Below are 20,214 nucleotides of genomic sequence, written 5' to 3' on the forward strand. Positions count from 1 at the left end.
TTGATACTGGTAAATCATTCAAAGAGAAGAGTGTAAATCCATACAAAAAAGACGAAGTGTCTCCACTTCGTCTCATCTGTGTAAAATGAGCCATTTTAAGCATGTGCCAAGTTATTAGATGCTTGGAGCGGCTCAGAACGCAAACGATAGGCCGTTAGTTTTTTCTTAGGCTTATGAGTAAACTGCCGCACTACATCCACGTGGTCATCGTAATGATACAGATAAAGGGTCACATCATGCTTGCCAAGCTTTGTTTGCATGGTAAGCGGCGCCGGTCCTTCCTGTGGGTGAAGAAAACGCTCTTCGTCACCAGGGTAAATATAATAACGTTCAATAAAGATCGCATCATTAAAATGTTGAATAATTTCAGATGTTTGCTGATCATCGAGAGGACGTCCTTGAAACGTCATCGTTGTTTGATCACTTGTTACTTTTGCATGCACTGCATAACGACTAAAAAGTCGTTCAACAACACCAGAAGGCAGCGAAGTGACAAGCAGCTTTAAAAGACTAAACACAACAAGTGAAGTAACAATCCAAACCAATATCATCATCTCCAATAAACTTTTGTTACATTTCTTATATGAACAATTTTAACATAACAAAAGAATGGATCTTTCGCACAAAAAGTGAACTTTTTGAAATAAGTGTGAAGATTTAAAAGGAGATGACAGCAAAAGAACGAAGAACCAACAAAGCTGAAAGGAAAAAAGGCTGATACATCACCTTTACAAACAATTGATCAGACAGGTAGACTATTGAAACAGTTGATTTTTTGTGAAACGGTACAGCTAAAAATGAAAAGGGGCGAGGCCATCATGATACGTCAAGTGAAGCCGTCAGATTTTTATGCGGTCACATCCGTCATTCAAAGCTGGTGGGGAGGCAGAGATTTGCGCGCAAAATTGCCAAAGCTATTTTTCGAACATTTTCAGCAAACAAGTTTTGTCATTGTTGAAAAAGGTGAACTGATCGGCTTTTTAGTCGGTTTTTTATCGCAATCGCATTCAGATGAAGCGTATATTCACTTTGTGGGGGTACATCCAGACCACCGAAAATTGAAGATTGGCAAAATTCTCTATCAAGCGTTTTATGAAGCGGCTGAAAAGGAAGGAAGAACAACGATTAAGGCCATCACAGCTCCTGTCAATAAAGTCTCAATTGCTTACCATACAAAGCTCGGTTTTCAGATAGAAAAGGGAGATAAAACGGTCGATGGCATTTCAGTTTTTTCAGATTACGACGGCATTCATGAAGACAGGGTGCTATTTGTGAAAAAGCTGGAGGCGAAAGCATGATCATTAGACTGGATCAAAAAAATAAAGAACAAGCAAAAGAGCTGTTACATATCCAATTGGCCGCATATCAGCGGGAGGCAGAACAAATAGGCTATCAAGATTTACCGCCCTTAAAAGAAACGGTTAAAGATATAATAGAAACAAATGAGATTTTCATAGGATTTGAAAAAGAGGGGCATTTGTTAGGGATCGCTTCATATGAACTGTATGACGACCGGATCATCCTCAGCCGGTTAGCTGTGCACCCTCATCATGTCAAACAAGGCATCGGGACAGCGCTCCTGCAATCCATAATCCAGCATCAAAAAACAATTGAGCTCACAACAGCGGAAGCAAATATACCAGCAATCAAGCTTTATGAAAAACTAGGGTTTAAACAGAAGGACCGTTTGCAGGTGGAAAACAATCTGATGTTAACAAAGATGGAACGTTTAATGCTTCGAAAAGTGGAAGTGATTGAATACCAACCGAGCTGGCCAAAACAATTTCAAGATGAGCATGACAAGCTGAAAAAGATAGTTGGCGACAACTGGGGATATGGCCACCATATTGGCAGTACGTCAGTCATAGGAATGGCGGCTAAGCCAATTATTGATATATTGCTAGAGGTGAAGCATATCAGTCGCTTAGATGAATGTAACCACCTGTTTCGTCAGCTTGGATATGAACCGCTCGGAGAAAATGGACTCAAGGGAAGACGTTTTTTTAGAAAAGGCGGCTTGAATCGAACACATCACGTTCACGCCTATGAAGCTGGACATGATGATGTAAAAAGGCATTTGGTGTTCCGAGATTATTTACAAGCTGCACCTGATCGTGCCAAAGCCTATGCCAATAAAAAGCGTCAATTGGCAAAAGCATATCCTGAAGATATGGCAAGTTATATGAAAGGAAAAGATGGGCTCATTAAAGAAATTGAACAAGAAGCGTACAATTGGTCAGAGCAGTTAAAGAAAAACGATCAGACATAAGAACTGGCAGGACGTGAACATGTTTAATTAATGACTGATATGTTACAATGTAACAATCAACGAAAAAAGGATGTTCGGCATGTATATTCATATAACAGAACCAGCAGCAGCGTTCCTTACAAAACAACAAGCAGCGCATGAAACAAAAGAACTGCTCCTTCGATATGATTCAGATGGGTGCGGCTGTGCGGTAAGCGGTGTCCCAATGATTTGGCTCACAGGTGAAAGAACAGGCGAATGGGAAGAGCTCAAGCATAATCAGCTCTTTAAGCTGTACATACACACAGCACAAAAGGTCTTTTTTGACGAGGAAATGACGATTGATTTTAATGAAAAAGCCAACACACTCATGTTGAAAAGTCCTCAACAAATACTCAGCCCGAGAATGGGTATACTTGTAAAGTAAGGTGGAAATGTAGTGGATCAAAAGCTAAAAGTGATACAAAATACGGCACAAAATAAAACATGGGTGTCGTTTTTAAATAACAATCATCCCTATAGCCTTTTGCACTGGTCAATAGGTGGAATGGATTCGGTGAAAAAGGACGTTTGGCTTCTTCAAGATGAAGTCACATTTGAAACGGAAGAATTTCCAACACTCGAATTAGCTGTCAATTGGATCAAAGAGAATATGGACCAAGTAACAGATGTATTATAAAAGCCCTTTTTCGAAAGGGTTTTTTTCGTGCGTTCATCATCTCATCAAACGGCACGGTTGTCTAATCTGAAAAATGATCTTTTGAAACAGAAAAAGGCATTTTCAGCAAACAATTCGACAAAATGAGCAAGCTGGAAATAAAAAAATAATGGCTGTAAATGCCGAAAAATAGGCATTTGCAGCGTTTATTGCGGGATACCGAAAACTTTGCGAAAAATGACATTTCATATTTCTTCCATTCGAGGAAATGTGATAGAATACAACATGTATCGTATATGAGAAGGGAGGTGCTAAAGTGAATTGAAGCTCAAGCTGTCATCGCCTCAGGTTGGAATCAAAATAAACGAATGGTATAGGCAGATTTGCGGATTTCATGTGATGAAAGCAGAGAAGCTGAAGGCGGAGATCGAGCAGGAAATCCTCGAAATGGAGCAGGATCAAAACTTGTTATTGTTTTACCAGCTGATGGATTTTCGCCACAAGGTAATGCTTGAATATTTTGAACCGGCAAAGAAAGCCTCGAATGATGAAGAGATTAAGAATTTGCTAGAAACGATCGAACATTCACAAACGAAATTAACGGATATGCTTGAATACTATGTTCATTTTTTTACAGGAATGTTTGAATTTGAACAGAGAAACTACTTAAGTGCCATTGCTTATTACCGCTCAGCAGAAAAAAAGCTCAATCTCATATCAGATGATATAGAAAGAGCAGAATTTTACTTTAAATTAGCAGAAATTTACTACCACATGAAACAAACCCACTTTTCGATGCACTATGCCTTGCAAGCGTTAGATACGTATTCTGCCTACAGAACGTACACGCTGAGAATCATCCACTGTGAATTTGTCATTGGTGCAAACTATGATGATTTGAAATGCTATGAACATGCATTGCCCTACTTTAAAAATGCTCTAAAGCGAGCACGCTCAATTGGAAACCCTCGAGTCATAGGTTCGGCCCTTTTCAACTTAGGTAACTGTTATTATCAAATGAACGATCTTGCGGAAGCAAGCCGTTATCTGAAAGACTCTATTGAAGTGTTTGAAAAGGAGAATTTAACCCATCTTAATCGCTCTCTAGACCCACTATTTATGCTGACACAAATCCTGTTTAAACAAAAACAAATAGAAGAGTCGTTAACCCTCTATCAACAAGGTATTATGAAGGCCTGTGAATTAGAAGATGAAATTTACATCTGCAAATTTCAGTTCTTAAAAGCATTATACGTTGATGCAGACATAACAATCATAGACGATACATTAGACCTGCTCGAGGACAAGCGCTTATACCCGGATATTGAGGAATTGGCACTTGATGCGGCTCATTATTACAATGAGCTTGGACTGTTTGAAGTATCTACCCGGTTTTACGAAAGGAAAATTCAAGCCATATCAAAAATTCAAAATGGGGGTCATTTATATGAAAACGAGTTTGATAGTTCTTTTATTGGCAGCAACTGCAGGATTATCGGTCATGAGTCAGCAACAATCGGAAGAGAGCCATATGGAGCTTGCGGGCAGACACCATACAACAGTGGTGACTATCGCATAAGTTAGCTCAAAAAGAGGGGACGAACTGCTGTTCATTCTCCTCTTTTATTTTCATTCAATTCAAACCTTTGAAGAAATGTTTGAATTTCTTGCTCATAAGCTTCCTTATTTTCGCTAAAAGACATTGCATGCGCACCGTGTGGCGCAATAAACAACTGTTTGTCACCCTTTTTTCGTGCATATAACTGCTGACTTTGCTCACAGGGGATATAGTCGTCATGGCGGCTATGAATAAAAAGTACAGGTTCTTTCACCCGATCGATCACATCAAGAGGGGAAACTTGCCGGATGCGGTATCCGTCCCGCCATTTTAACACTTGATCACTTAATGGAAGAATCCATTGCCCTGAAAGGCGAAAATCTGTTTTTAATCGATACAGAAGCTGGTCCTTAAAAGAAGCAAAAGGGCAGTCTGCTATGTAAAAATTGGCGTTTGCTTCCAGCTTTGCGGCATATAACAAGGTCGTGACTGCACCCATTGATTCTCCGTGTATCCCAATGATGGCACTTTCTCCGAGTCTTTGTCTGAGCCACTTTACGATCTTTGCTAGATCTTCTTTTTCATAATATCCATAACTCGTGGTTTTCCCGCCGCTCATCCCGTGTCTTCTATGATCATAAAGCAGCACATTCCATCCGAGCTTTTGGAATAATTTCATATACTTAACGGAATTAATCAAACTGACTGTCACACCGTGGCAAAGTACGATTGTGCGTGTTGTATGAGGATGCGGCACAAAATAGCCATGTAGATTATAACCAAATGCTGAAGGAATACACACTTTCTCTTTCTTAAGCTGCTGAAATTCCTCGTGATGATAATGGCCTCCATCTGATTCTCGTTTGATGAGCTCTTCATCCGTTAATTTTCGAATATACATCATTTTATTGGTGAAAAAAATGCCGATTAAAGCGAGTGGACATAATATGAAGGCAAATATAGCAATCCATTTCTTCATCTAGCCAATTCTTCCTTTCCGGAGTTTTTTCTATGACGATCATACCACATCTTGGTAGATTGGCGTGCCTCTTGCTCAGAAAATAAAACGGATGATACACTAAGTCAAAAGGAGAGAGGCACAATGAAAAAGACCAATCAGGATCAAGCGAAATTAAAGGACGGCATAAAGGACGATGTCAAACAGCAGCTTCTTCAAATGAAACAGAACCTCGCCGTCGAAACAGAAAAAAGAGAAGAACAAAAGCGACAAGACCTCCTTCGGCAGCAGAAAGAAAAAGAAAAAAACAAAAGCTTTTCAGAGTTGCTAGATGAAAGCCATTTAGACTGGAGAAAGTATAAAAGCTAAAAAAAGGGAGCAATGATGCTTCCTTTTTTTCATGTCATCATCCTTGAGATAGATCCACAGAGTCCATAAAGAGAAAAGCATTTTTGCCTCCTTCACATCACTTCATTTTAGAATCGTGACAGTATGTTTTTTACAGTCAAACGAAACGAAATCCCATAACTTATGTTTGAAACAGAAGTAAAAAGGTGAGTATTGATTTATTTAAATTCCTTTTTATTGAAAATATGGTCATTGAGACCCTTTTGGTGGAGGAGCGTTCTTCTTATAATGAATATGCGTTACAAAATTTGGTAATGGAGATGATTCACGTGAAATTGAGAAAAACAATGGCTGGAGTCGCTTTATCTTTAGGATTGCTTTTACCTGTTTCTGGACAAACTCTTGCAACAAATGAGTTAACGAATGCGGATGTGAGTACAAAGGCTACGTCAATTGTAGGTTGCGCTGATGCTTCTTTTGAAGTAAAACCTAATAGAATATGTATGCATTCAAATAATGGCGTTTTTGCAAATAGTTTCAACCAATTCGGTATTACATATTATTTTAAAGGCAAATCTGGAAATTATGCATATTACGAAAGTGCAAGATAAGACAACGGGGCTTTTAGCCCCTCCTTATTTTATATAGAGAAAAACATAAAAAAATGTAGAAAAACATGAGTTTTTCTACATTCTGACGAGATTAAATGATGTGATTTTTTCTTATTAGGATCGGTGCGCTTCATACACAAACGGTTTTGTATAGTAAGTTACTGCTTTGACTTCTTGGTCGCTTAAAGAACGTGCATTTGCTGCTGCTATGTTTTCTTTTAACTGATCCACCGAGCTTGCGCCAAATACAACGGAACTGACCGCAGAATGTTTCAGTACATACTGAATGGACAGTTCAGTGAGGGACAGGTCATAAGCGACTTTCTTTAAAGAAGGAATGATCTGCTGGAGCTCTTCAAATGAATATTGAAGATAGCCGTTTTTTTGAATCGCTGCACTTGCTTGAGAAAGTGGTTTTTCAGTTAATAATCCTTTCGCTAAAGGACCTCTTGCGACGACGCTAATGCTTTGTTCTTCAAGAAGAGAGAACCATTCTTCCGGGCGGCGGTCGAGTAAGCTATATTGCATCATCACGCTTACGATATTGGACTTTTTGGCATATTCCTTAATGACATTTGGGCGGATAGATGAAATGCCATAATAGCGAATAACGCCTTCCTCTACTAATTCTTCAAAAGCCTCAATGGTTTCATCAATGGGGTCATCAATCGTGCCTCCGTGCAATTGATATAAATCAATATAATCTGTTTGAAGCCGCTTGAGGCTTTGTTTTACTGCTTCCTTTATGTACGCCTTTGAAGGGTCCCAGTCCCAGCCTGGTTTGCCTTTTTCAAAGCGGTTGCCGCCTTTTGTCGCCAAAATCAAATCCTGCCGTCTATTTTTGATGGCTTCCCCAACAATTTCCTCATTTGTCCCAAAATCATATAAATCGGCTGTATCCAAATAGTTAATTCCGAGATCAATGGCCTCATCTAATAAAGAGAGCGCTTTTTCTTTTTCAGTCCCAAGAGACATGCATCCTAGTGCCGCCTCGCTCACTAAAAGATCTGAGGTGCCAATTCGTCTTTTTTTCAATTCCATCACACTCCTATCCTTTCACATTAAGTGAAAAAAATCAGGAATTCAAGCTAGGTGATTTCAAATGGCGCATTGAAGCAAGCGTTCTGCTTTTCGCTTCTCTTAAATCATCTATGTTAAAATAAATGAAGTAAAAAGTGAAAGTAGAACGAGGAGCTGACAAAATTGAAGGACTTTGAAGAAAAAACATTATCGTCGAAAGAATTATACAACGGAAAAATCATTGATTTGGTACTTGAAGATGTAGAATTGCCGAACGGAAAACAAGGCAAACGAGAAATCATTAAACATCCTGGTGCAGTAGCTGTCATTGCACGTACAGACGAAAATAAAATCATCTTGGTCAAACAATACCGTAAAGCACTAGAGAGAGCCATCGTTGAAATTCCGGCTGGAAAACTAGAAAAAGGGGAAGAGCCGGCACATACAGCATTAAGAGAATTAGAAGAAGAAACAGGATATACAACTCAGCAGCTTCAAAAGCTGACGGCCTTTTATACATCACCTGGTTTTGCAGATGAAATTGTTCACATTTATCTAGCAGATCAGCTAGTTCCGCTTGAAGAAAAAAGAGAGCTGGATGAAGATGAATTTGTCGAAGTAATGGAAGTTTCATTAGAAGAAGCCTTGCACCTCATTGAAAAGCAGCATATTTACGATGCAAAAACAGCCTATGCCATTCAATACTTACAACTGCAAGAGGTACTTGAGTCAACAAAATGAAGGAATTTTTTGCAGACATCCATATTCATATTGGCAGAACAAGAACAGGCAGAGCTGTCAAAATTACAGGTGCAAGGTCATTGACAATTGACCAAATTCTCATTGAAGCAGCAGAAAGTAAAGGGATGGGGATGATTGGTGTGATTGATGCACAATCTCCAGAAGTCTTAGAAGAGTTAATAGAGGGTGTAGAGGAAGGCCGGTACACGGAACTAAATGACGGCGGTCTATCATTTGGACCGACAGTGCTGCTTTTAGGCAGTGAATTAGAGATCAATGATGACCATTCAAAGGGTCCGATTCATGTGCTGGCATTTATGCCCACATTACACAAAATGTCTGAGTTCTCCGCATGGCTTTCGCTTCATATGAAAAATGTGCATTTGAGTTCACAGCGCCTCTATGTTGATGGGAAAACACTTCAGCGCAAAGTAAAGGAGCTAGGAGGATTGTTTATTCCTGCTCATATTTTTACGCCGCATAAAAGTCTATACGGCAAAGGGGTGAACACTTCTTTAACGGAAGTATTTGACCCTGATCTTATTGATGCTGTTGAGCTTGGTCTTAGCTGTGATACGTCAATGGCTTCCCGGCTGAGTGAGCTGAACCGGTATCCCTTTTTAACGAATTCAGATGCTCATTCTTTAGGGAAAATCGCGCGAGAATATACAAAAATCAAAATGGATCATGCCTCTTTTGCCGAATTCAAGCTAGCCCTTGAAGAAAAAGATGGTAGAGCTGTCACAGGAAATTATGGACTTGCTCCGCGGCTTGGGAAGTATTATCATACGACCTGCGAGAAATGCGGGGTAAGACCTCACGCATCAGATCAGGAAGAGTGCCACGAATGCGGACATACCCGGATGACAAAAGGAGTAAGTGAGCGTTTAAAAGAGCTTGCTGACCAAGAAAGTGAAAAAAGAATGAGACCTCCTTATGTTCATCAGCTCCCGCTCCAGTTTATTCCGGGTGTTGGACCTAAAACGCTGGAGAAGCTAAAAGCCGTGTTTCACACAGAGATGAATATTCTGCATCAAGCAACAGAACAAGAACTAAAAGCCGTTTTGCCAGAAAAGACAGCGGGCTACATCATCAAAGCAAGAAAGGGCGAAGTCGGACTAATCGCTGGTGGAGGCGGAGTGTACGGTAAGGTGGATATCAATCATGAGTCACATTAAATGGACATGTCAAACGTTTGAACAATTGTCAAAAGAGGATCTTTACTTGATTCTTATGGAAAGAGTTAACGTGTTTGTTGTAGAACAAACATGTCCTTACCCTGAAATTGATCACAGGGATCAAGAAGCAATTCATCTCATCGCAAAAGAGAATGGTACCATTGTGGCTTATTGCCGAATTTTTCAAAACGGGATCGTGTACAAAGAGGCGTCCATCGGCCGTGTTCTTGTGACGCAGGCCGGCCGGAAAAAAGGGTATGGAAAGATGCTGCTCATCAAGGCTTTGGAAAAGCTTAATGAACTAGGTGAAACAAGTGTCAAAATACAGGCGCAAGCCTACCTGAAGTCATTTTACGAATCATTTGGTTTCAAGGTCGTCTCAGATGTTTATGATGAAGATGGGATTCCGCATTTTGATATGATAAAAACAGAAAGATAGACGTATTTACGTCTATCTTTTTTATGTAACATCGTGTATCATAACGTCAACGAAAGGGGTTTTGCCAAATGGGAAAAAGCAAAGCAAAGAAAAAACGAGAGCATATCCAAAGGCAGCACAGCCGTAATCCAGAACTGTCGAGAGGAAACATGCCGCATTTTAGCACACACGAAAGGAAGACAAAAACAAAACAAGAAGTCTTGCAGCACATGATGAAAAAACATAAAGGACGAAATGCTTATGATCACTATCAAGAGGATCATAAGCATTTTTATTTTGCTTTTTTGTGACAACTAGATCAAATAAATGGAAAAATTTTAAAAAATAGGACAAACGGTCGTTTCTTTTTGTCTAAAAATGTAGTTAAATGACAAAAAGAAACGAAAGGGAGAGTGAGTATCGTGAACGTCAAGTCATTTGGAGCAGGGCTTTGTATGGCAAGTGTGCTTGTGGCATCGGTCATGTTTGGCGCGTCAGATATTTCTGCAAAGGAGCAAGCAAAAAAAGAGTACATGATCGGCTTTTCTTCTTCCGTTCAAGACAAAATACAAAAACAGCTTGTAGAAGAAGCTGGCGGGCATGTGAAAGAATCCATAGAGCAAATAGATATGATGAAAGTGTCGTTGAATGAGACATCGAAAAAGAAACTGAATGAAGCAAAAGAAGTGACTTTCATTGAGGAAGATCAAAAAGCAAAAACAAGCAGTCAAACTGTTCCATATGGCATCAAAAGCATCAAAGCACAAAAGGTACATAAACAAGGATACGCTGGACAGAATGTCAAAGTAGCAGTTCTTGACAGCGGGATCGACGGCAAACATGAGGATTTACATGTCACCGGCGGGGTGAGCTTTGTACCGACAGAGTCCGATCCGCTTGTAGATCCGCATAAACATGGCACGCATGTGGCAGGGACAATTGCCGCTTTAGATAATAAGGTAGGTGTCGTTGGTGTTGCGCCAAAAGCCTCTATCTATGCTGTTAAGGTGGCAGATGAAAATGGTGACGGCTACTATAGCTGGATCATAAAAGGGATTGAATGGGCCATTGAGAATGACATGGATGTCATCAATATTAGTATGGGGGGAGCAAGTGAATCTGAGGCGCTGAAAGAAGCGGTAGATCGAGCGTATGATAAAGGGATTCTCATTGTGGCTTCTGCGGGGAATGAAGGAAGTTATGGATCTCTCAATACGATTGACTATCCGGCTAAATACAGCTCCGTGATGGCTGTTGCCTCTGTTGACCAAAAAAAGCAAAGAGCTTTTGATTCATCTGTCGGCGAAGAACTGGAAGTCTCAGCACCAGGCGTTTCAACGCTGAGCACCATTCCTCATAACGAATATGGCTACATGAGCGGAACGTCAATGGCATCACCGCATGTAACGGGCGCTGCGGCTGTCATTCTATCAAAACATCCGAATCTGACAAACGATGAAGTGCGTGAGAGACTGTCAAAAACGGCGACAAAACTTGGAGAACCTTTTTATTACGGTGCCGGGCTTGTGAACGTACAAAAAGCCGCACGATAAATGAAAAAGAGAAAGCAGTGAGCAGGCTGCTTTCTCTTTTTTCTTTCAATAAAACTGTCATGTTTCGTAATCTCTCTCATAGAATCTAGTAACCTTACGATTTGGGAGGAAGACACATGCGGAAAAAGTCTTGGAAGGAGCATCTTCTTCAGCACGTAAAAGATCATCTCTCGATTTATTTATTTGTCTCTGTACTCTTTTTAATGGGTGTGATCTTCGGTGCCATCATTGTCAATAGCATGACATTCAGCCAGAAAGAGGATTTATTCTATTATTTAAATCAATTTTTTGGTCAGCTGACGAATGAGAAAGCAGCAGAATCAAAAGAAATGTTTTTACAAAGCTTCCTGCATCATATGAAATATTTAGGCCTTATGTGGATACTGGGAATATCCATCATTGGTCTGCCGCTCATCTTTCTGATGATCTTTTTAAAAGGAATTGTTGTTGGATTTACTGTTGGTTTTCTCGTGAATCAAATGGGGCTGAGTGGATTTTTTCTCTCGTTTGTATCGGTGCTTCCGCAAAACATTCTGCTTATTCCAGCCTATTTAGTGATTGGCACCTGTGCGATTGCGTTTTCCATCCGTCTCATTGGACAGCTCTTCATGAAAAAAACCATCAGTCAAGCACCCGTCCAGTGGTTTGGCCGGTATGCATCGGTTCTGCTGATGATTTTAGCGCTTGCTGCACTTTCATCTTTTTTTGAATCGTACATATCATTCATGCTCATGAAAAAGCTGGCAGGCATTCTTTTGTAATTGTTATTAATTAATAATCAATTTATTTATCAATTTAAAATGATTATAGTTGGCTCTCAGCACATCATTTGATATAATGATCAAGTAATGTGGCGTAGGAGGGAAAGTCAATGGAAAATAGGATTGATCGAATTAAGAAACAGCTTCATTCTTCCAGCTACAAGCTCACGCCACAGCGTGAAGCCACAGTAAGAGTACTGCTTGAGAATGAAGAAGACCATTTAAGTGCAGAAGATGTATACCTCCTCGTAAAAGAGAAGTCTCCTGAAATTGGTCTTGCTACTGTTTATCGGACGTTAGAATTGCTCACTGAACTGAAAGTTGTTGATAAAATTAACTTTGGAGACGGCGTTTCGCGATATGATCTTCGCAAAGAAGGAGCCGCTCACTTCCATCACCATCTTGTCTGCATGGAATGCGGAACAGTCGATGAGATAGAAGATGATTTATTAGAAGATGTCGAAGAGATTATTGAACGTGACTGGAAATTTAAAATTAAGGATCATAGATTGACATTCCATGGTATTTGCCACCGGTGTCATGATGATGAATCCGGCAAATAATCCGAATTGGAACCTTTTCATTTAATATGAAGAGGTTTTTTGCATTTTCGCTGTATATTCCTTGTCCTACCTGGCATATGCTGAAGTAATGAGAAGGTGAGAAAGGACTTGAAGATCATGCGAAAATGGCTCAAAACAACAGGTGAAGTGATCAAAGTATTTATCTTGTTCACAGGTTTTACCGTCCTGTTCTATTATGCTATGATATGGATAAATTCAGAATATGAAAGCTACCATCGTTATGATAAACCAGAGGGTGCAGCAATTAAAGTGATGGAAATGGATCAGCCGAATCAAGACAATTGGCAAGACCGATTGATTTATTTTTATCAAAACGGGGAGTAGAAATCATTGAACGATCAATTATCCGACTTTATTCATTTTATGACCGTAGAGAGAGGACTCTCTGAAAATACCATTGTTTCTTATAAAAGAGATTTGCAGAACTACTTGTCTTTTTTAATGACACATGAACAGCTGACGGATATTAGCGATGTCACGCGCCTGCATATCATTCATTATTTAAAGCAGCTAAAAGAGGAAGGGAAATCGAGTAAAACGTCTGTACGGCATCTATCATCAATCCGTTCCTTTCATCAATTTCTGCTTCGGGAAAAAGTGACAAAGGATGACCCGTCATGGAACATTGAAACCCAAAAAACAGAGCGAACATTACCGAAAGTTTTATCATTAGGGGAGGTCGAAAAGCTGCTTGATACACCAAATCAGCACACTCCCTTTGACTACCGAGACAAAGCAATGCTTGAGCTCTTATATGCAACCGGCATTCGCGTTAGTGAAATGCTGGATCTGACTCTTGCAGATGTGCACCTCACAATGGGCTTTATCCGCTGTTTTGGAAAAGGAAGAAAAGAGCGAATTGTGCCAATCGGTGAAGCTGCCGCAAGCGCAATTGAAGAATATATCGAAAAGGGAAGAAGCAAGCTGTTAAAAAAACAGCCGTCCGATGCCCTGTTTCTCAATCATCACGGGAAAAAAATGTCGCGCCAGGGCTTCTGGAAGAACTTAAAAAAACGAGCCATTGAAGCAGGGATTCAAAAGGAGCTGACGCCTCATACGCTCAGACATTCATTTGCTACACACCTGCTTGAAAACGGTGCGGACTTAAGAGCCGTACAGGAGATGCTCGGACATGCCGATATCTCAACAACACAAATTTATACACATGTGACGAAAACAAGACTGAAAGATGTGTATCACAAATTCCATCCAAGGGCATAAGTAAAGCATGACACGATGAACGGGTGTCATGCTTTTTCATCTTTACGCCGTTTATGGTTGTCAACTGGCTTGTAAACGGTTTATACTTGAGATGTCTGACCTCTTACTGTTTGTAAGGTCAAAAGACAAGAATATTGAAGGAGGCGCTTTTTAATGCCTGATTATCAGTATAAACGCATTTTCCTCGTCGTAATGGATTCAGTAGGGATTGGGGAAGCACCAGATGCTGCTGATTTTAATGATGTAGGTGCAGATACACTTGGACATATTGCTGAAAAAATGAACGGGCTTCATATGCCGAATATGGCGAAGCTTGGGCTGAGTCATATTAAAGAAATCAAAGGAATTCCAGCGGATGAAAAACCGCTTGCGTATTATGGAAAAATGCAAGAAGCATCAAATGGTAAAGACACAATGACAGGGCACTGGGAAATCATGGGTCTTTACATAGACACACCGTTCAAAGTCTTTCCAGACGGATTCCCAGATGAACTATTAAATGAATTAAAAGAAAAAACTGGCCGAGGTATTATTGGAAATAAACCTGCGTCTGGTACGGAAATTTTAGATGAGCTTGGCGAAGAGCACATGAAAACAGGCGATTTAATCGTTTATACATCTGCGGATTCTGTGCTGCAAATTGCTGCGCACGAAGAAGTTGTGCCATTAGATGAGCTTTACCGTATTTGTGAAATTGCCCGTGAACTCACATTAGATGAAAAATATATGGTTGGACGGATTATCGCTCGTCCGTTTGTTGGAGAGCCTGGTGCTTTTGTTAGAACGCCAAACCGTCATGATTATGCGTTAAAACCATTTGACCGTACAGTCATGAATGAACTGAAAGATGATGGGCTCGATGTCATTGCGATCGGAAAAATCTCTGATATTTATGACGGCGAAGGAATCACATCATCTCTTAGAACAAAATCGAACATGGATGGAATGGACAAGCTAGTCGATACACTTAAAACAGACTTTACAGGACTCAGCTTTTTGAACCTTGTTGATTTTGACGCTCTTTACGGACATAGAAGAGATCCAGAGGGTTATGGAAAAGCATTAGAGGAATTTGATGCACGTCTTCCTGAAGTGTTTGACCTGTTGAAAGAGGATGATCTTCTTGTGATCACAGCAGATCATGGAAATGACCCGGTTCATCACGGAACAGATCATACAAGAGAATACGTTCCGCTCATTGCTTACAGCAAAAAGCATCAGGAAGCAAATGAACTGCCAACAGCAAAAACGTTTGCTGATCTTGGGGCAACCGTTGCAGATAATTTCAAATCAACGATGCCTAAATACGGAACAAGCTTTTTATCTAAACTCAAATAGGGGGAAATCTCGTGGGAGCACAGTTTTCAGAAGCGGCGGCATATATTAAACAAGCATCGACATATGTACCAACAGTTGGATTGATTTTAGGATCAGGGCTTGGTATTTTAGCAGATGAGATTGAAAATCCAATCAAAATAAAATATGAAGATATTCCCGGATTCCCTGTTTCAACAGTAGAGGGACATGCAGGGCAGCTCGTGATCGGAACGCTGAAAGGCACTGTCGTTTGCGCGATGCAAGGACGTTTTCATTTCTATGAAGGATATGATATGAAGCAAGTGACGTTTCCTGTCCGTGTGATGAAAGAAATTGGTATTGAAACATGCATTGTCACAAATGCAGCCGGCGGAGTGAATACGTCATTCCGTCCAGGAGATCTCATGCTGATTACAGATCATATCAATATGATGGGAACCAATCCATTAATTGGCCCAAATGACAGTCAAGGCGTTCGTTTCCCTGATATGTCTGCACCGTACGATAAAGAATTGCTGGCACTTGCAGCAGAAACAGCCCAGCGTTTAGGTATATCTGTACAGCAGGGGGTTTATGCAGGGATGACAGGCCCTTCATATGAAACACCTGCTGAAGTTCGTTTCCTAAGAACACTTGGAGCAGATGCGGTAGGAATGTCGACTGTTCCAGAAGTCATTGTTGCGCGTCATGCAGGAATCAAAGTACTTGGCATTTCATGCATTTCCAATGCGGCATCTGGTATTTTGGATCAGCCGCTGTCACATGATGAAGTGATCGAAGTAACGGAAAAAGTGAAAGCAAGTTTTCTTGATTTAGTAAAAGACATTGTCAAACAACTTTCATAGCATGTGTCCAGAAGCCTTCTGCTACCCAAGCAGAAGGCTTTTTTTATTTGCAATCATACGATCTCTGAATAAAACAGCCTGTATGAGGAAAAAATAGAAAGGATTACGATAATGGAGGTCTGCCACTTGAAACGTCATATATGTGCATTGTTTATTTTAATGATCCTTATCTCAATGGTTTCACCATCTGCGACAGCAAAAGAAAAGATTGAAAAACCAGGAGAAAAACAAACATCAGAATTGGCACACGAAGCCAAATCAGCGATCTTAATAGAACGTGACACGGGAAAGGTGCTTTACAACAAAAACAGCGATGAAAAGCTTGCACCCGCAAGTATGACCAAAATCATGACGATGCTTCTCATCATGGAAGCTATAGATCAGGGTAAACTGAAAATGACAGACAAGGTCAGAACGAGCGACTATGCAGCGTCCATGGGGGGCTCACAAATCTTCCTTGAACCAGGAGAAGAAATGACCGTGAAAGAAATGCTGAAAGGCATTGCGATTGCTTCGGGAAATGATGCTTCAGTTGCCATGGCAGAGCATATTGCAGGATCTGAAGAACAGTTCGTAGAGCAGATGAACAAAAGGGCGAAAGAGCTTGGCCTCACCTCAACAGTCTTTCAAAACCCAACAGGACTTCCTGAAAAAGACCATTACAGCACAGCTCACGATATGGCAATAATGGCAAAAGAGCTGTTGAAATATGAACAAATCACCAAATTCACAGGTGTCTACGAAGACTATCTACGACAAAACACAGATAAAAAATTCTGGCTTGTAAACACAAACCGTCTGATTAAATTTTATCCAGGTGTCGATGGGGTGAAAACCGGTTTTACAGGTGAAGCGAAATACTGTTTAACTGCATCTGCTAAAAAAGGCAACATGCGCGTCATTGCGGTTGTCTTCGGCGCAAGCACCCCGAAAGACAGAAACGCTCAGGTAGTCAAAATGCTGGACTACGCATTTAGTCAATATACGACTCATCCGCTTTACAAACGAGGGCAAGATGTGGCGGAGGTCAAAGTGAGCAAAGGGAAAAAGAAAAATATTCAGCTCGTTACTTCTGAACCGATCTCCCTTCTAACGAAAAAAGGCGAAAATGTGGATCAGATCAAAAAAGAAATCAAATTGTCTCATGATGTCAAGGCTCCATTTTCAAAAGGAACGGAACTTGGTACGATCGTCTTGAAAAAAGATGGAAAAGTGCTGCATGAAAGTCCTGTAGAAGCAAAAGAAGGAATGGAAAAGGCAGGCATTTGGACTTTCTTCAAACGAGCAATGGCTGATTTTGTAAAATGGAAATAAAAGGAGAAAGGCTGCTGAAATTGGCAGTCTTTTTGCTATGAGGAAAAAGAAAAGAACATCTAAATGTGACGAATGGTCACTAGTTTTGTCATGGTGAAGGATTTACTTCTTATAAAAGAGAAACACTCTTTATCCGAAATTAGAGCAAGGAGGAATAAAAAGATGAGCCTTGGTATTGATTTTCAAGTAAAAGAGAGCGTACTTTGCATTCGGTTAACAGGAGAGCTCGATCATCACTCCGCAGAAACATTGAGACAAAAGGTGACGAATTATTTGGAAACAGAGGACATTCGCCACATTGTGCTGAATCTGGCTGATTTATCGTTTATGGACAGCTCTGGACTCGGAGTGATTTTAGGAAGATATAAAGAGATTAAGCAGCTTGGCGGAGAAATGGTCGTCTGTGCCATCTCGCCAGCAGTGAATCGGTTATTTGATATGTCTGGTTTGTTTAAAATCATTCGTATGGAGCCTTCAGAGCAAACGGCTTTGCAAACATTGGGGGTGGCGTCATGAGAAATGAAATGAATCTGACTTTTTCGGCATTAAGCCAAAATGAATCGTTTGCGAGGGTGACAGTCGCGGCGTTTATCGCTCAGCTTGATCCGACTTTAGATGAATTAACAGAAATCAAGACCGTCGTATCCGAGGCAGTGACAAACTCCATCATCCATGGCTATGATGGGAATCCAGATGGCAAGGTGCATATCCATGTCACATTAGATGACCATGTCGTCTACCTCACCATCCGTGACGAAGGCATGGGTATTACCGATCTTGAGGAAGCAAGACAGCCGCTTTTTACAACAAAACCAGACTTAGAGCGCTCTGGAATGGGCTTTACCATCATGGAGAATTTTATGGATGATGTCATGGTGGACTCATCTCCAGAAATGGGCACGACCATCCGTTTAACAAAGCATCTATCAAAAAGCAAAGCGCTTTGTAATTAAAGGAGCTGCTCATATGGATGTGGAGGTAAAAAAGCAAGCTAAAAAAGCCCAGCTGTCAAATGATGAAGTCAAAGAGCTCATCAAAAAAAGCCAAGACGGTGATCAGCAAGCAAGAGACCTCCTCGTAGAAAAAAACATGCGTCTTGTTTGGTCCGTTGTTCAGCGCTTTTTAAATAGGGGATATGAACCAGATGATCTGTTTCAGATTGGCTGTATTGGACTGCTGAAATCTGTGGATAAATTTGATTTGTCATATGATGTAAAGTTTTCAACGTACGCCGTCCCAATGATCATCGGGGAAATTCAGCGATTCATTCGGGATGATGGTACGGTCAAAGTCAGCCGGTCATTAAAGGAACTCGGAAATAAAATCCGGCGAGCAAGGGATGAGTTGTCTAAGTCTCATGGAAGAATGCCGACCGTTCAAGAAATTGCCGAATACCTTGATATCACACCAGAGGATGTCGTCCTCGCCCAAGAAGCGGTCCGCTCCCCATCATCCATTCATGAAACGGTGTATGAAAATGATGGGGATCCAATAACATTGCTTGACCAAATTGCCGATCATTCTGAAGAAAGATGGTTTGACAAAATTGCTCTGAAAGAAGCGATCAAGGAATTAGAAGAAAGGGAAAAACTCATTGTGTATTTAAGGTATTATAAAGACCAGACACAATCTGAGGTTGCAGAAAGACTTGGCATTTCACAGGTGCAAGTCTCACGGCTTGAAAAGAAAATTTTAAAACAAATCCAAATGCAAATGGATCAAAAAGACAGCTAGCCAATTCGGCTGGCTTTTTTTGTGTGGTAATTACCGGTAAATCAAGTTCTGTCAGTATGAGAACCATTTTTCACCACATACTATTTTTAACCCCTCGTATAGGAAGTGACTTGGATGGACGGACAAATCTTTATTCGGCTGCGCCATCGAATCAAGACCGGAATAGATCAGCTCATTTATTTAGAGGATATCGCCCAAATCACTGGTGATGAGTTTGCTGTGCAAAAGCTTAGCAAAATGCCGGTGTATCATGTCAGCAAAAAGGATCGTCACATCGTCGTTCTTGATATCATGCATGTCGTCAAAACGATCAAAAAAACGTGGCCAGATATCGACATTCAAACCGTTGGCGGCTCTGAGGCCATTGTTGAAATTGATACAGGCAAACGCCAGCTTTCTCCCGTTTTATTTGTGTTTGTATGGCTTCTATTATTTGTCGGAGCGGCACTTGCCATTATGAATTTCCACGAGGATGTCAGTATGCGGCTCGTTCATATCCGCCTATATGAAATGATCACAGGGAAAACGGTTGAGCATCCGTATTTATTACAAATTCCATATAGCTTTGGACTCGGCTTTGGCATGATTTTGTTTTTCAATCATGTATTTAAAAAGCGTTTAAATGAAGAACCAAGTCCGCTCGAAGTGGAAATGTTTAAATATCAGCTCGATCTCGATCATTATGTCGCACTCAATGAAAATAAAGAAACATTGAAGGATATCCATGATCGGTAAATGGCTTTTTGTCGTACTCGTTGGACTTGGCGGCGGTTTAACAGTCGGAGCAGGATTTGTGGCATTTCTTACAGTTCTTGGCATCATCCCCCGCTTAATGCAATTAACCAAAACGCAGCGCTTCATACAAGGGTACGAGGCGGCTGTCATTAGCGGGGCGGTTGTTGGCGGCTGGGCCACCTTAAGTCAAATACATCTGCATTTAACCAAATGGCTGGCGCTGCCGGTCGGTCTTTTATCAGGCATCTTTGTCGGCATGCTTGCAGCTGCACTTACTGAAGTATTAAATGTACTTCCTATATTAACGAAAAGAATTGGAATGGACGGGAAAATTGTTTTGCTGCTCATGGCCATCGTCTTAGGAAAGATATTTGGTTCACTATTTCATTGGCTTATTTATATTTAAGAAATT

At 40.7% G+C, this 20,214-nt stretch carries 27 protein-coding genes; 24 read left to right on the forward strand and 3 right to left on the reverse strand.

The window, feature by feature from the left end; all coding sequences use genetic code 11:
• Positions 1-95 precede the first annotated feature (95 nt).
• Positions 96-545 carry a YfmQ family protein gene (locus C9414_RS07940; protein WP_047202240.1) on the reverse strand — a complete coding sequence of 150 codons (450 nt, stop codon included), beginning with the start codon at positions 543-545 and terminating at the stop codon, positions 96-98.
• A 273-nt stretch (positions 546-818) separates the two neighbouring features.
• Here C9414_RS07940 and C9414_RS07945 point away from each other — a divergent pair, with 273 nt between their 5' ends.
• The 5 genes from C9414_RS07945 (at position 819) to C9414_RS07965 (ending at position 4,490) form a co-directional block, all read left to right on the forward strand.
• Positions 819-1,298, forward strand: a complete 480-nt coding sequence (locus C9414_RS07945; protein ID WP_107163393.1) for a GNAT family N-acetyltransferase — start codon at positions 819-821, stop codon at positions 1,296-1,298.
• On the forward strand, positions 1,295-2,269 hold the full coding sequence (locus tag C9414_RS07950; RefSeq protein ID WP_107163394.1) for a GNAT family N-acetyltransferase: 975 nt from the start codon (positions 1,295-1,297) through the stop codon (positions 2,267-2,269). The genes C9414_RS07945 and C9414_RS07950 overlap by 4 nt, the downstream gene beginning before the upstream one ends.
• Positions 2,270-2,348: 79 nt before the next feature.
• Entirely contained in the window at positions 2,349-2,675 is a 327-nt protein-coding gene (locus tag C9414_RS07955) for an iron-sulfur cluster biosynthesis family protein (protein ID WP_047202238.1), read from the forward strand.
• 12 nt (positions 2,676-2,687) lie between these two features.
• Positions 2,688-2,927: a YqkC family protein gene (locus tag C9414_RS07960; RefSeq protein WP_024422884.1), complete on the forward strand. Its 240-nt coding sequence runs from the start codon at positions 2,688-2,690 to the stop codon at positions 2,925-2,927.
• Between the two features lie 300 nt (positions 2,928-3,227).
• Positions 3,228-4,490: a response regulator aspartate phosphatase gene (locus C9414_RS07965; RefSeq protein ID WP_047202237.1), complete on the forward strand. Its 1,263-nt coding sequence runs from the start codon at positions 3,228-3,230 to the stop codon at positions 4,488-4,490.
• Positions 4,491-4,516: 26 nt separating this feature from the next.
• Here C9414_RS07965 and C9414_RS07970 read toward each other — a convergent pair whose 3' ends face one another.
• Complete coding sequence (locus tag C9414_RS07970; protein WP_107163395.1) at positions 4,517-5,443, reverse strand: alpha/beta hydrolase; 927 nt, start codon at positions 5,441-5,443, stop codon at positions 4,517-4,519.
• A 123-nt stretch (positions 5,444-5,566) separates the two neighbouring features.
• Between C9414_RS07970 and C9414_RS07975 the strand changes: the two genes are divergently transcribed.
• Positions 5,567-5,791 carry a YqkE family protein gene (locus tag C9414_RS07975; protein WP_047202235.1) on the forward strand — a complete coding sequence of 75 codons (225 nt, stop codon included), beginning with the start codon at positions 5,567-5,569 and terminating at the stop codon, positions 5,789-5,791.
• A gap of 185 nt (positions 5,792-5,976) precedes the next feature.
• Positions 5,977-6,381: an antimicrobial peptide LCI gene (locus C9414_RS07980; protein WP_258182584.1), complete on the forward strand. Its 405-nt coding sequence runs from the start codon at positions 5,977-5,979 to the stop codon at positions 6,379-6,381.
• A gap of 114 nt (positions 6,382-6,495) precedes the next feature.
• Here the strand turns inward: C9414_RS07980 and C9414_RS07985 are convergent, their stop codons facing one another.
• Positions 6,496-7,416, reverse strand: a complete 921-nt coding sequence (locus C9414_RS07985; RefSeq protein ID WP_107163396.1) for an aldo/keto reductase — start codon at positions 7,414-7,416, stop codon at positions 6,496-6,498.
• 168 nt (positions 7,417-7,584) lie between these two features.
• On the opposite strand from C9414_RS07985, the gene C9414_RS07990 reads away from it, so the two are divergent.
• The 17 genes from C9414_RS07990 (at position 7,585) to C9414_RS08070 (ending at position 20,208) form a co-directional block, all read left to right on the forward strand.
• On the forward strand, positions 7,585-8,142 hold the full coding sequence (locus C9414_RS07990; RefSeq protein WP_046311676.1) for an NUDIX hydrolase: 558 nt from the start codon (positions 7,585-7,587) through the stop codon (positions 8,140-8,142).
• Positions 8,139-9,320, forward strand: a complete 1,182-nt coding sequence (locus C9414_RS07995; protein ID WP_047202232.1) for a TIGR00375 family protein — start codon at positions 8,139-8,141, stop codon at positions 9,318-9,320. Before C9414_RS07990 ends, C9414_RS07995 begins: the two co-directional genes overlap by 4 nt.
• Positions 9,307-9,759, forward strand: a complete 453-nt coding sequence (locus C9414_RS08000; protein ID WP_039179697.1) for a GNAT family N-acetyltransferase — start codon at positions 9,307-9,309, stop codon at positions 9,757-9,759. The genes C9414_RS07995 and C9414_RS08000 overlap by 14 nt, the downstream gene beginning before the upstream one ends.
• Positions 9,760-9,827: 68 nt before the next feature.
• Complete coding sequence (locus C9414_RS08005; protein ID WP_039179694.1) at positions 9,828-10,049, forward strand: hypothetical protein; 222 nt, start codon at positions 9,828-9,830, stop codon at positions 10,047-10,049.
• A 111-nt stretch (positions 10,050-10,160) separates the two neighbouring features.
• Positions 10,161-11,291, forward strand: coding sequence for a S8 family peptidase (locus C9414_RS08010; RefSeq protein WP_082672218.1), 1,131 nt, complete (start codon positions 10,161-10,163; stop codon positions 11,289-11,291).
• Positions 11,292-11,407: 116 nt separating this feature from the next.
• Positions 11,408-12,052, forward strand: coding sequence for a stage II sporulation protein M (spoIIM, locus tag C9414_RS08015; protein WP_039179689.1), 645 nt, complete (start codon positions 11,408-11,410; stop codon positions 12,050-12,052).
• A gap of 110 nt (positions 12,053-12,162) precedes the next feature.
• Positions 12,163-12,615: a ferric iron uptake transcriptional regulator gene (fur, locus tag C9414_RS08020; protein WP_003215577.1), complete on the forward strand. Its 453-nt coding sequence runs from the start codon at positions 12,163-12,165 to the stop codon at positions 12,613-12,615.
• Positions 12,616-12,732: 117 nt separating this feature from the next.
• Positions 12,733-12,960 carry a YqzK family protein gene (locus C9414_RS08025; RefSeq protein WP_024428058.1) on the forward strand — a complete coding sequence of 76 codons (228 nt, stop codon included), beginning with the start codon at positions 12,733-12,735 and terminating at the stop codon, positions 12,958-12,960.
• A gap of 6 nt (positions 12,961-12,966) precedes the next feature.
• The gene (xerD, locus tag C9414_RS08030; RefSeq protein WP_107163397.1) at positions 12,967-13,857 is read left to right on the forward strand and encodes a site-specific tyrosine recombinase XerD; all 891 of its coding nucleotides are present in this window, start codon (positions 12,967-12,969) and stop codon (positions 13,855-13,857) included.
• A 153-nt stretch (positions 13,858-14,010) separates the two neighbouring features.
• Complete coding sequence (deoB, locus tag C9414_RS08035) at positions 14,011-15,195, forward strand: phosphopentomutase (protein WP_107163398.1); 1,185 nt, start codon at positions 14,011-14,013, stop codon at positions 15,193-15,195.
• A gap of 11 nt (positions 15,196-15,206) precedes the next feature.
• Positions 15,207-16,019, forward strand: coding sequence for a purine-nucleoside phosphorylase (locus C9414_RS08040; protein ID WP_047204125.1), 813 nt, complete (start codon positions 15,207-15,209; stop codon positions 16,017-16,019).
• 159 nt (positions 16,020-16,178) lie between these two features.
• The gene (locus tag C9414_RS08045) at positions 16,179-17,333 is read left to right on the forward strand and encodes a D-alanyl-D-alanine carboxypeptidase family protein (RefSeq protein WP_404841315.1); all 1,155 of its coding nucleotides are present in this window, start codon (positions 16,179-16,181) and stop codon (positions 17,331-17,333) included.
• 162 nt (positions 17,334-17,495) lie between these two features.
• Positions 17,496-17,849, forward strand: a complete 354-nt coding sequence (spoIIAA, locus tag C9414_RS08050) for an anti-sigma F factor antagonist (RefSeq protein WP_024422866.1) — start codon at positions 17,496-17,498, stop codon at positions 17,847-17,849.
• The gene (spoIIAB, locus tag C9414_RS08055; protein WP_024422865.1) at positions 17,846-18,286 is read left to right on the forward strand and encodes an anti-sigma F factor; all 441 of its coding nucleotides are present in this window, start codon (positions 17,846-17,848) and stop codon (positions 18,284-18,286) included. Before spoIIAA ends, spoIIAB begins: the two co-directional genes overlap by 4 nt.
• A 13-nt stretch (positions 18,287-18,299) precedes the next feature.
• Positions 18,300-19,067, forward strand: a complete 768-nt coding sequence (sigF, locus tag C9414_RS08060) for an RNA polymerase sporulation sigma factor SigF (RefSeq protein WP_024422864.1) — start codon at positions 18,300-18,302, stop codon at positions 19,065-19,067.
• Between the two features lie 114 nt (positions 19,068-19,181).
• Positions 19,182-19,802, forward strand: a complete 621-nt coding sequence (locus tag C9414_RS08065) for a stage V sporulation protein AA (protein WP_034280357.1) — start codon at positions 19,182-19,184, stop codon at positions 19,800-19,802.
• Positions 19,792-20,208, forward strand: a complete 417-nt coding sequence (locus C9414_RS08070) for a stage V sporulation protein AB (protein ID WP_039179670.1) — start codon at positions 19,792-19,794, stop codon at positions 20,206-20,208. Before C9414_RS08065 ends, C9414_RS08070 begins: the two co-directional genes overlap by 11 nt.
• Positions 20,209-20,214: the final 6 nt, after the last annotated feature.

The organism is Bacillus sp. Nf3, from assembly GCF_003028545.1.
GTDB classification, from domain to species: domain Bacteria; phylum Bacillota; class Bacilli; order Bacillales; family Bacillaceae; genus Bacillus; species Bacillus safensis.

Coding starts and splice junctions, on each gene's coding strand:
- spoIIAB (WP_024422865.1), top strand. CDS start 17,846: ATGAGAAATGAAATGAATCTGACTTTTTCGGCATTAAGCCAAAATGAA.
- C9414_RS07970 (WP_107163395.1), bottom strand. CDS start 5,443: ATGAAGAAATGGATTGCTATATTTGCCTTCATATTATGTCCACTCGCT.
- C9414_RS07950 (WP_107163394.1), top strand. CDS start 1,295: ATGATCATTAGACTGGATCAAAAAAATAAAGAACAAGCAAAAGAGCTG.
- C9414_RS07975 (WP_047202235.1), top strand. CDS start 5,567: ATGAAAAAGACCAATCAGGATCAAGCGAAATTAAAGGACGGCATAAAG.
- C9414_RS08000 (WP_039179697.1), top strand. CDS start 9,307: ATGAGTCACATTAAATGGACATGTCAAACGTTTGAACAATTGTCAAAA.
- spoIIM (WP_039179689.1), top strand. CDS start 11,408: ATGCGGAAAAAGTCTTGGAAGGAGCATCTTCTTCAGCACGTAAAAGAT.
- C9414_RS08065 (WP_034280357.1), top strand. CDS start 19,182: ATGGACGGACAAATCTTTATTCGGCTGCGCCATCGAATCAAGACCGGA.
- C9414_RS08005 (WP_039179694.1), top strand. CDS start 9,828: ATGGGAAAAAGCAAAGCAAAGAAAAAACGAGAGCATATCCAAAGGCAG.
- fur (WP_003215577.1), top strand. CDS start 12,163: ATGGAAAATAGGATTGATCGAATTAAGAAACAGCTTCATTCTTCCAGC.
- C9414_RS08070 (WP_039179670.1), top strand. CDS start 19,792: ATGATCGGTAAATGGCTTTTTGTCGTACTCGTTGGACTTGGCGGCGGT.
- C9414_RS08045 (WP_404841315.1), top strand. CDS start 16,179: ATGATCCTTATCTCAATGGTTTCACCATCTGCGACAGCAAAAGAAAAG.
- C9414_RS07955 (WP_047202238.1), top strand. CDS start 2,349: ATGTATATTCATATAACAGAACCAGCAGCAGCGTTCCTTACAAAACAA.
- sigF (WP_024422864.1), top strand. CDS start 18,300: ATGGATGTGGAGGTAAAAAAGCAAGCTAAAAAAGCCCAGCTGTCAAAT.
- spoIIAA (WP_024422866.1), top strand. CDS start 17,496: ATGAGCCTTGGTATTGATTTTCAAGTAAAAGAGAGCGTACTTTGCATT.
- C9414_RS07995 (WP_047202232.1), top strand. CDS start 8,139: ATGAAGGAATTTTTTGCAGACATCCATATTCATATTGGCAGAACAAGA.
- C9414_RS07945 (WP_107163393.1), top strand. CDS start 819: ATGATACGTCAAGTGAAGCCGTCAGATTTTTATGCGGTCACATCCGTC.
- deoB (WP_107163398.1), top strand. CDS start 14,011: ATGCCTGATTATCAGTATAAACGCATTTTCCTCGTCGTAATGGATTCA.
- C9414_RS08025 (WP_024428058.1), top strand. CDS start 12,733: ATGCGAAAATGGCTCAAAACAACAGGTGAAGTGATCAAAGTATTTATC.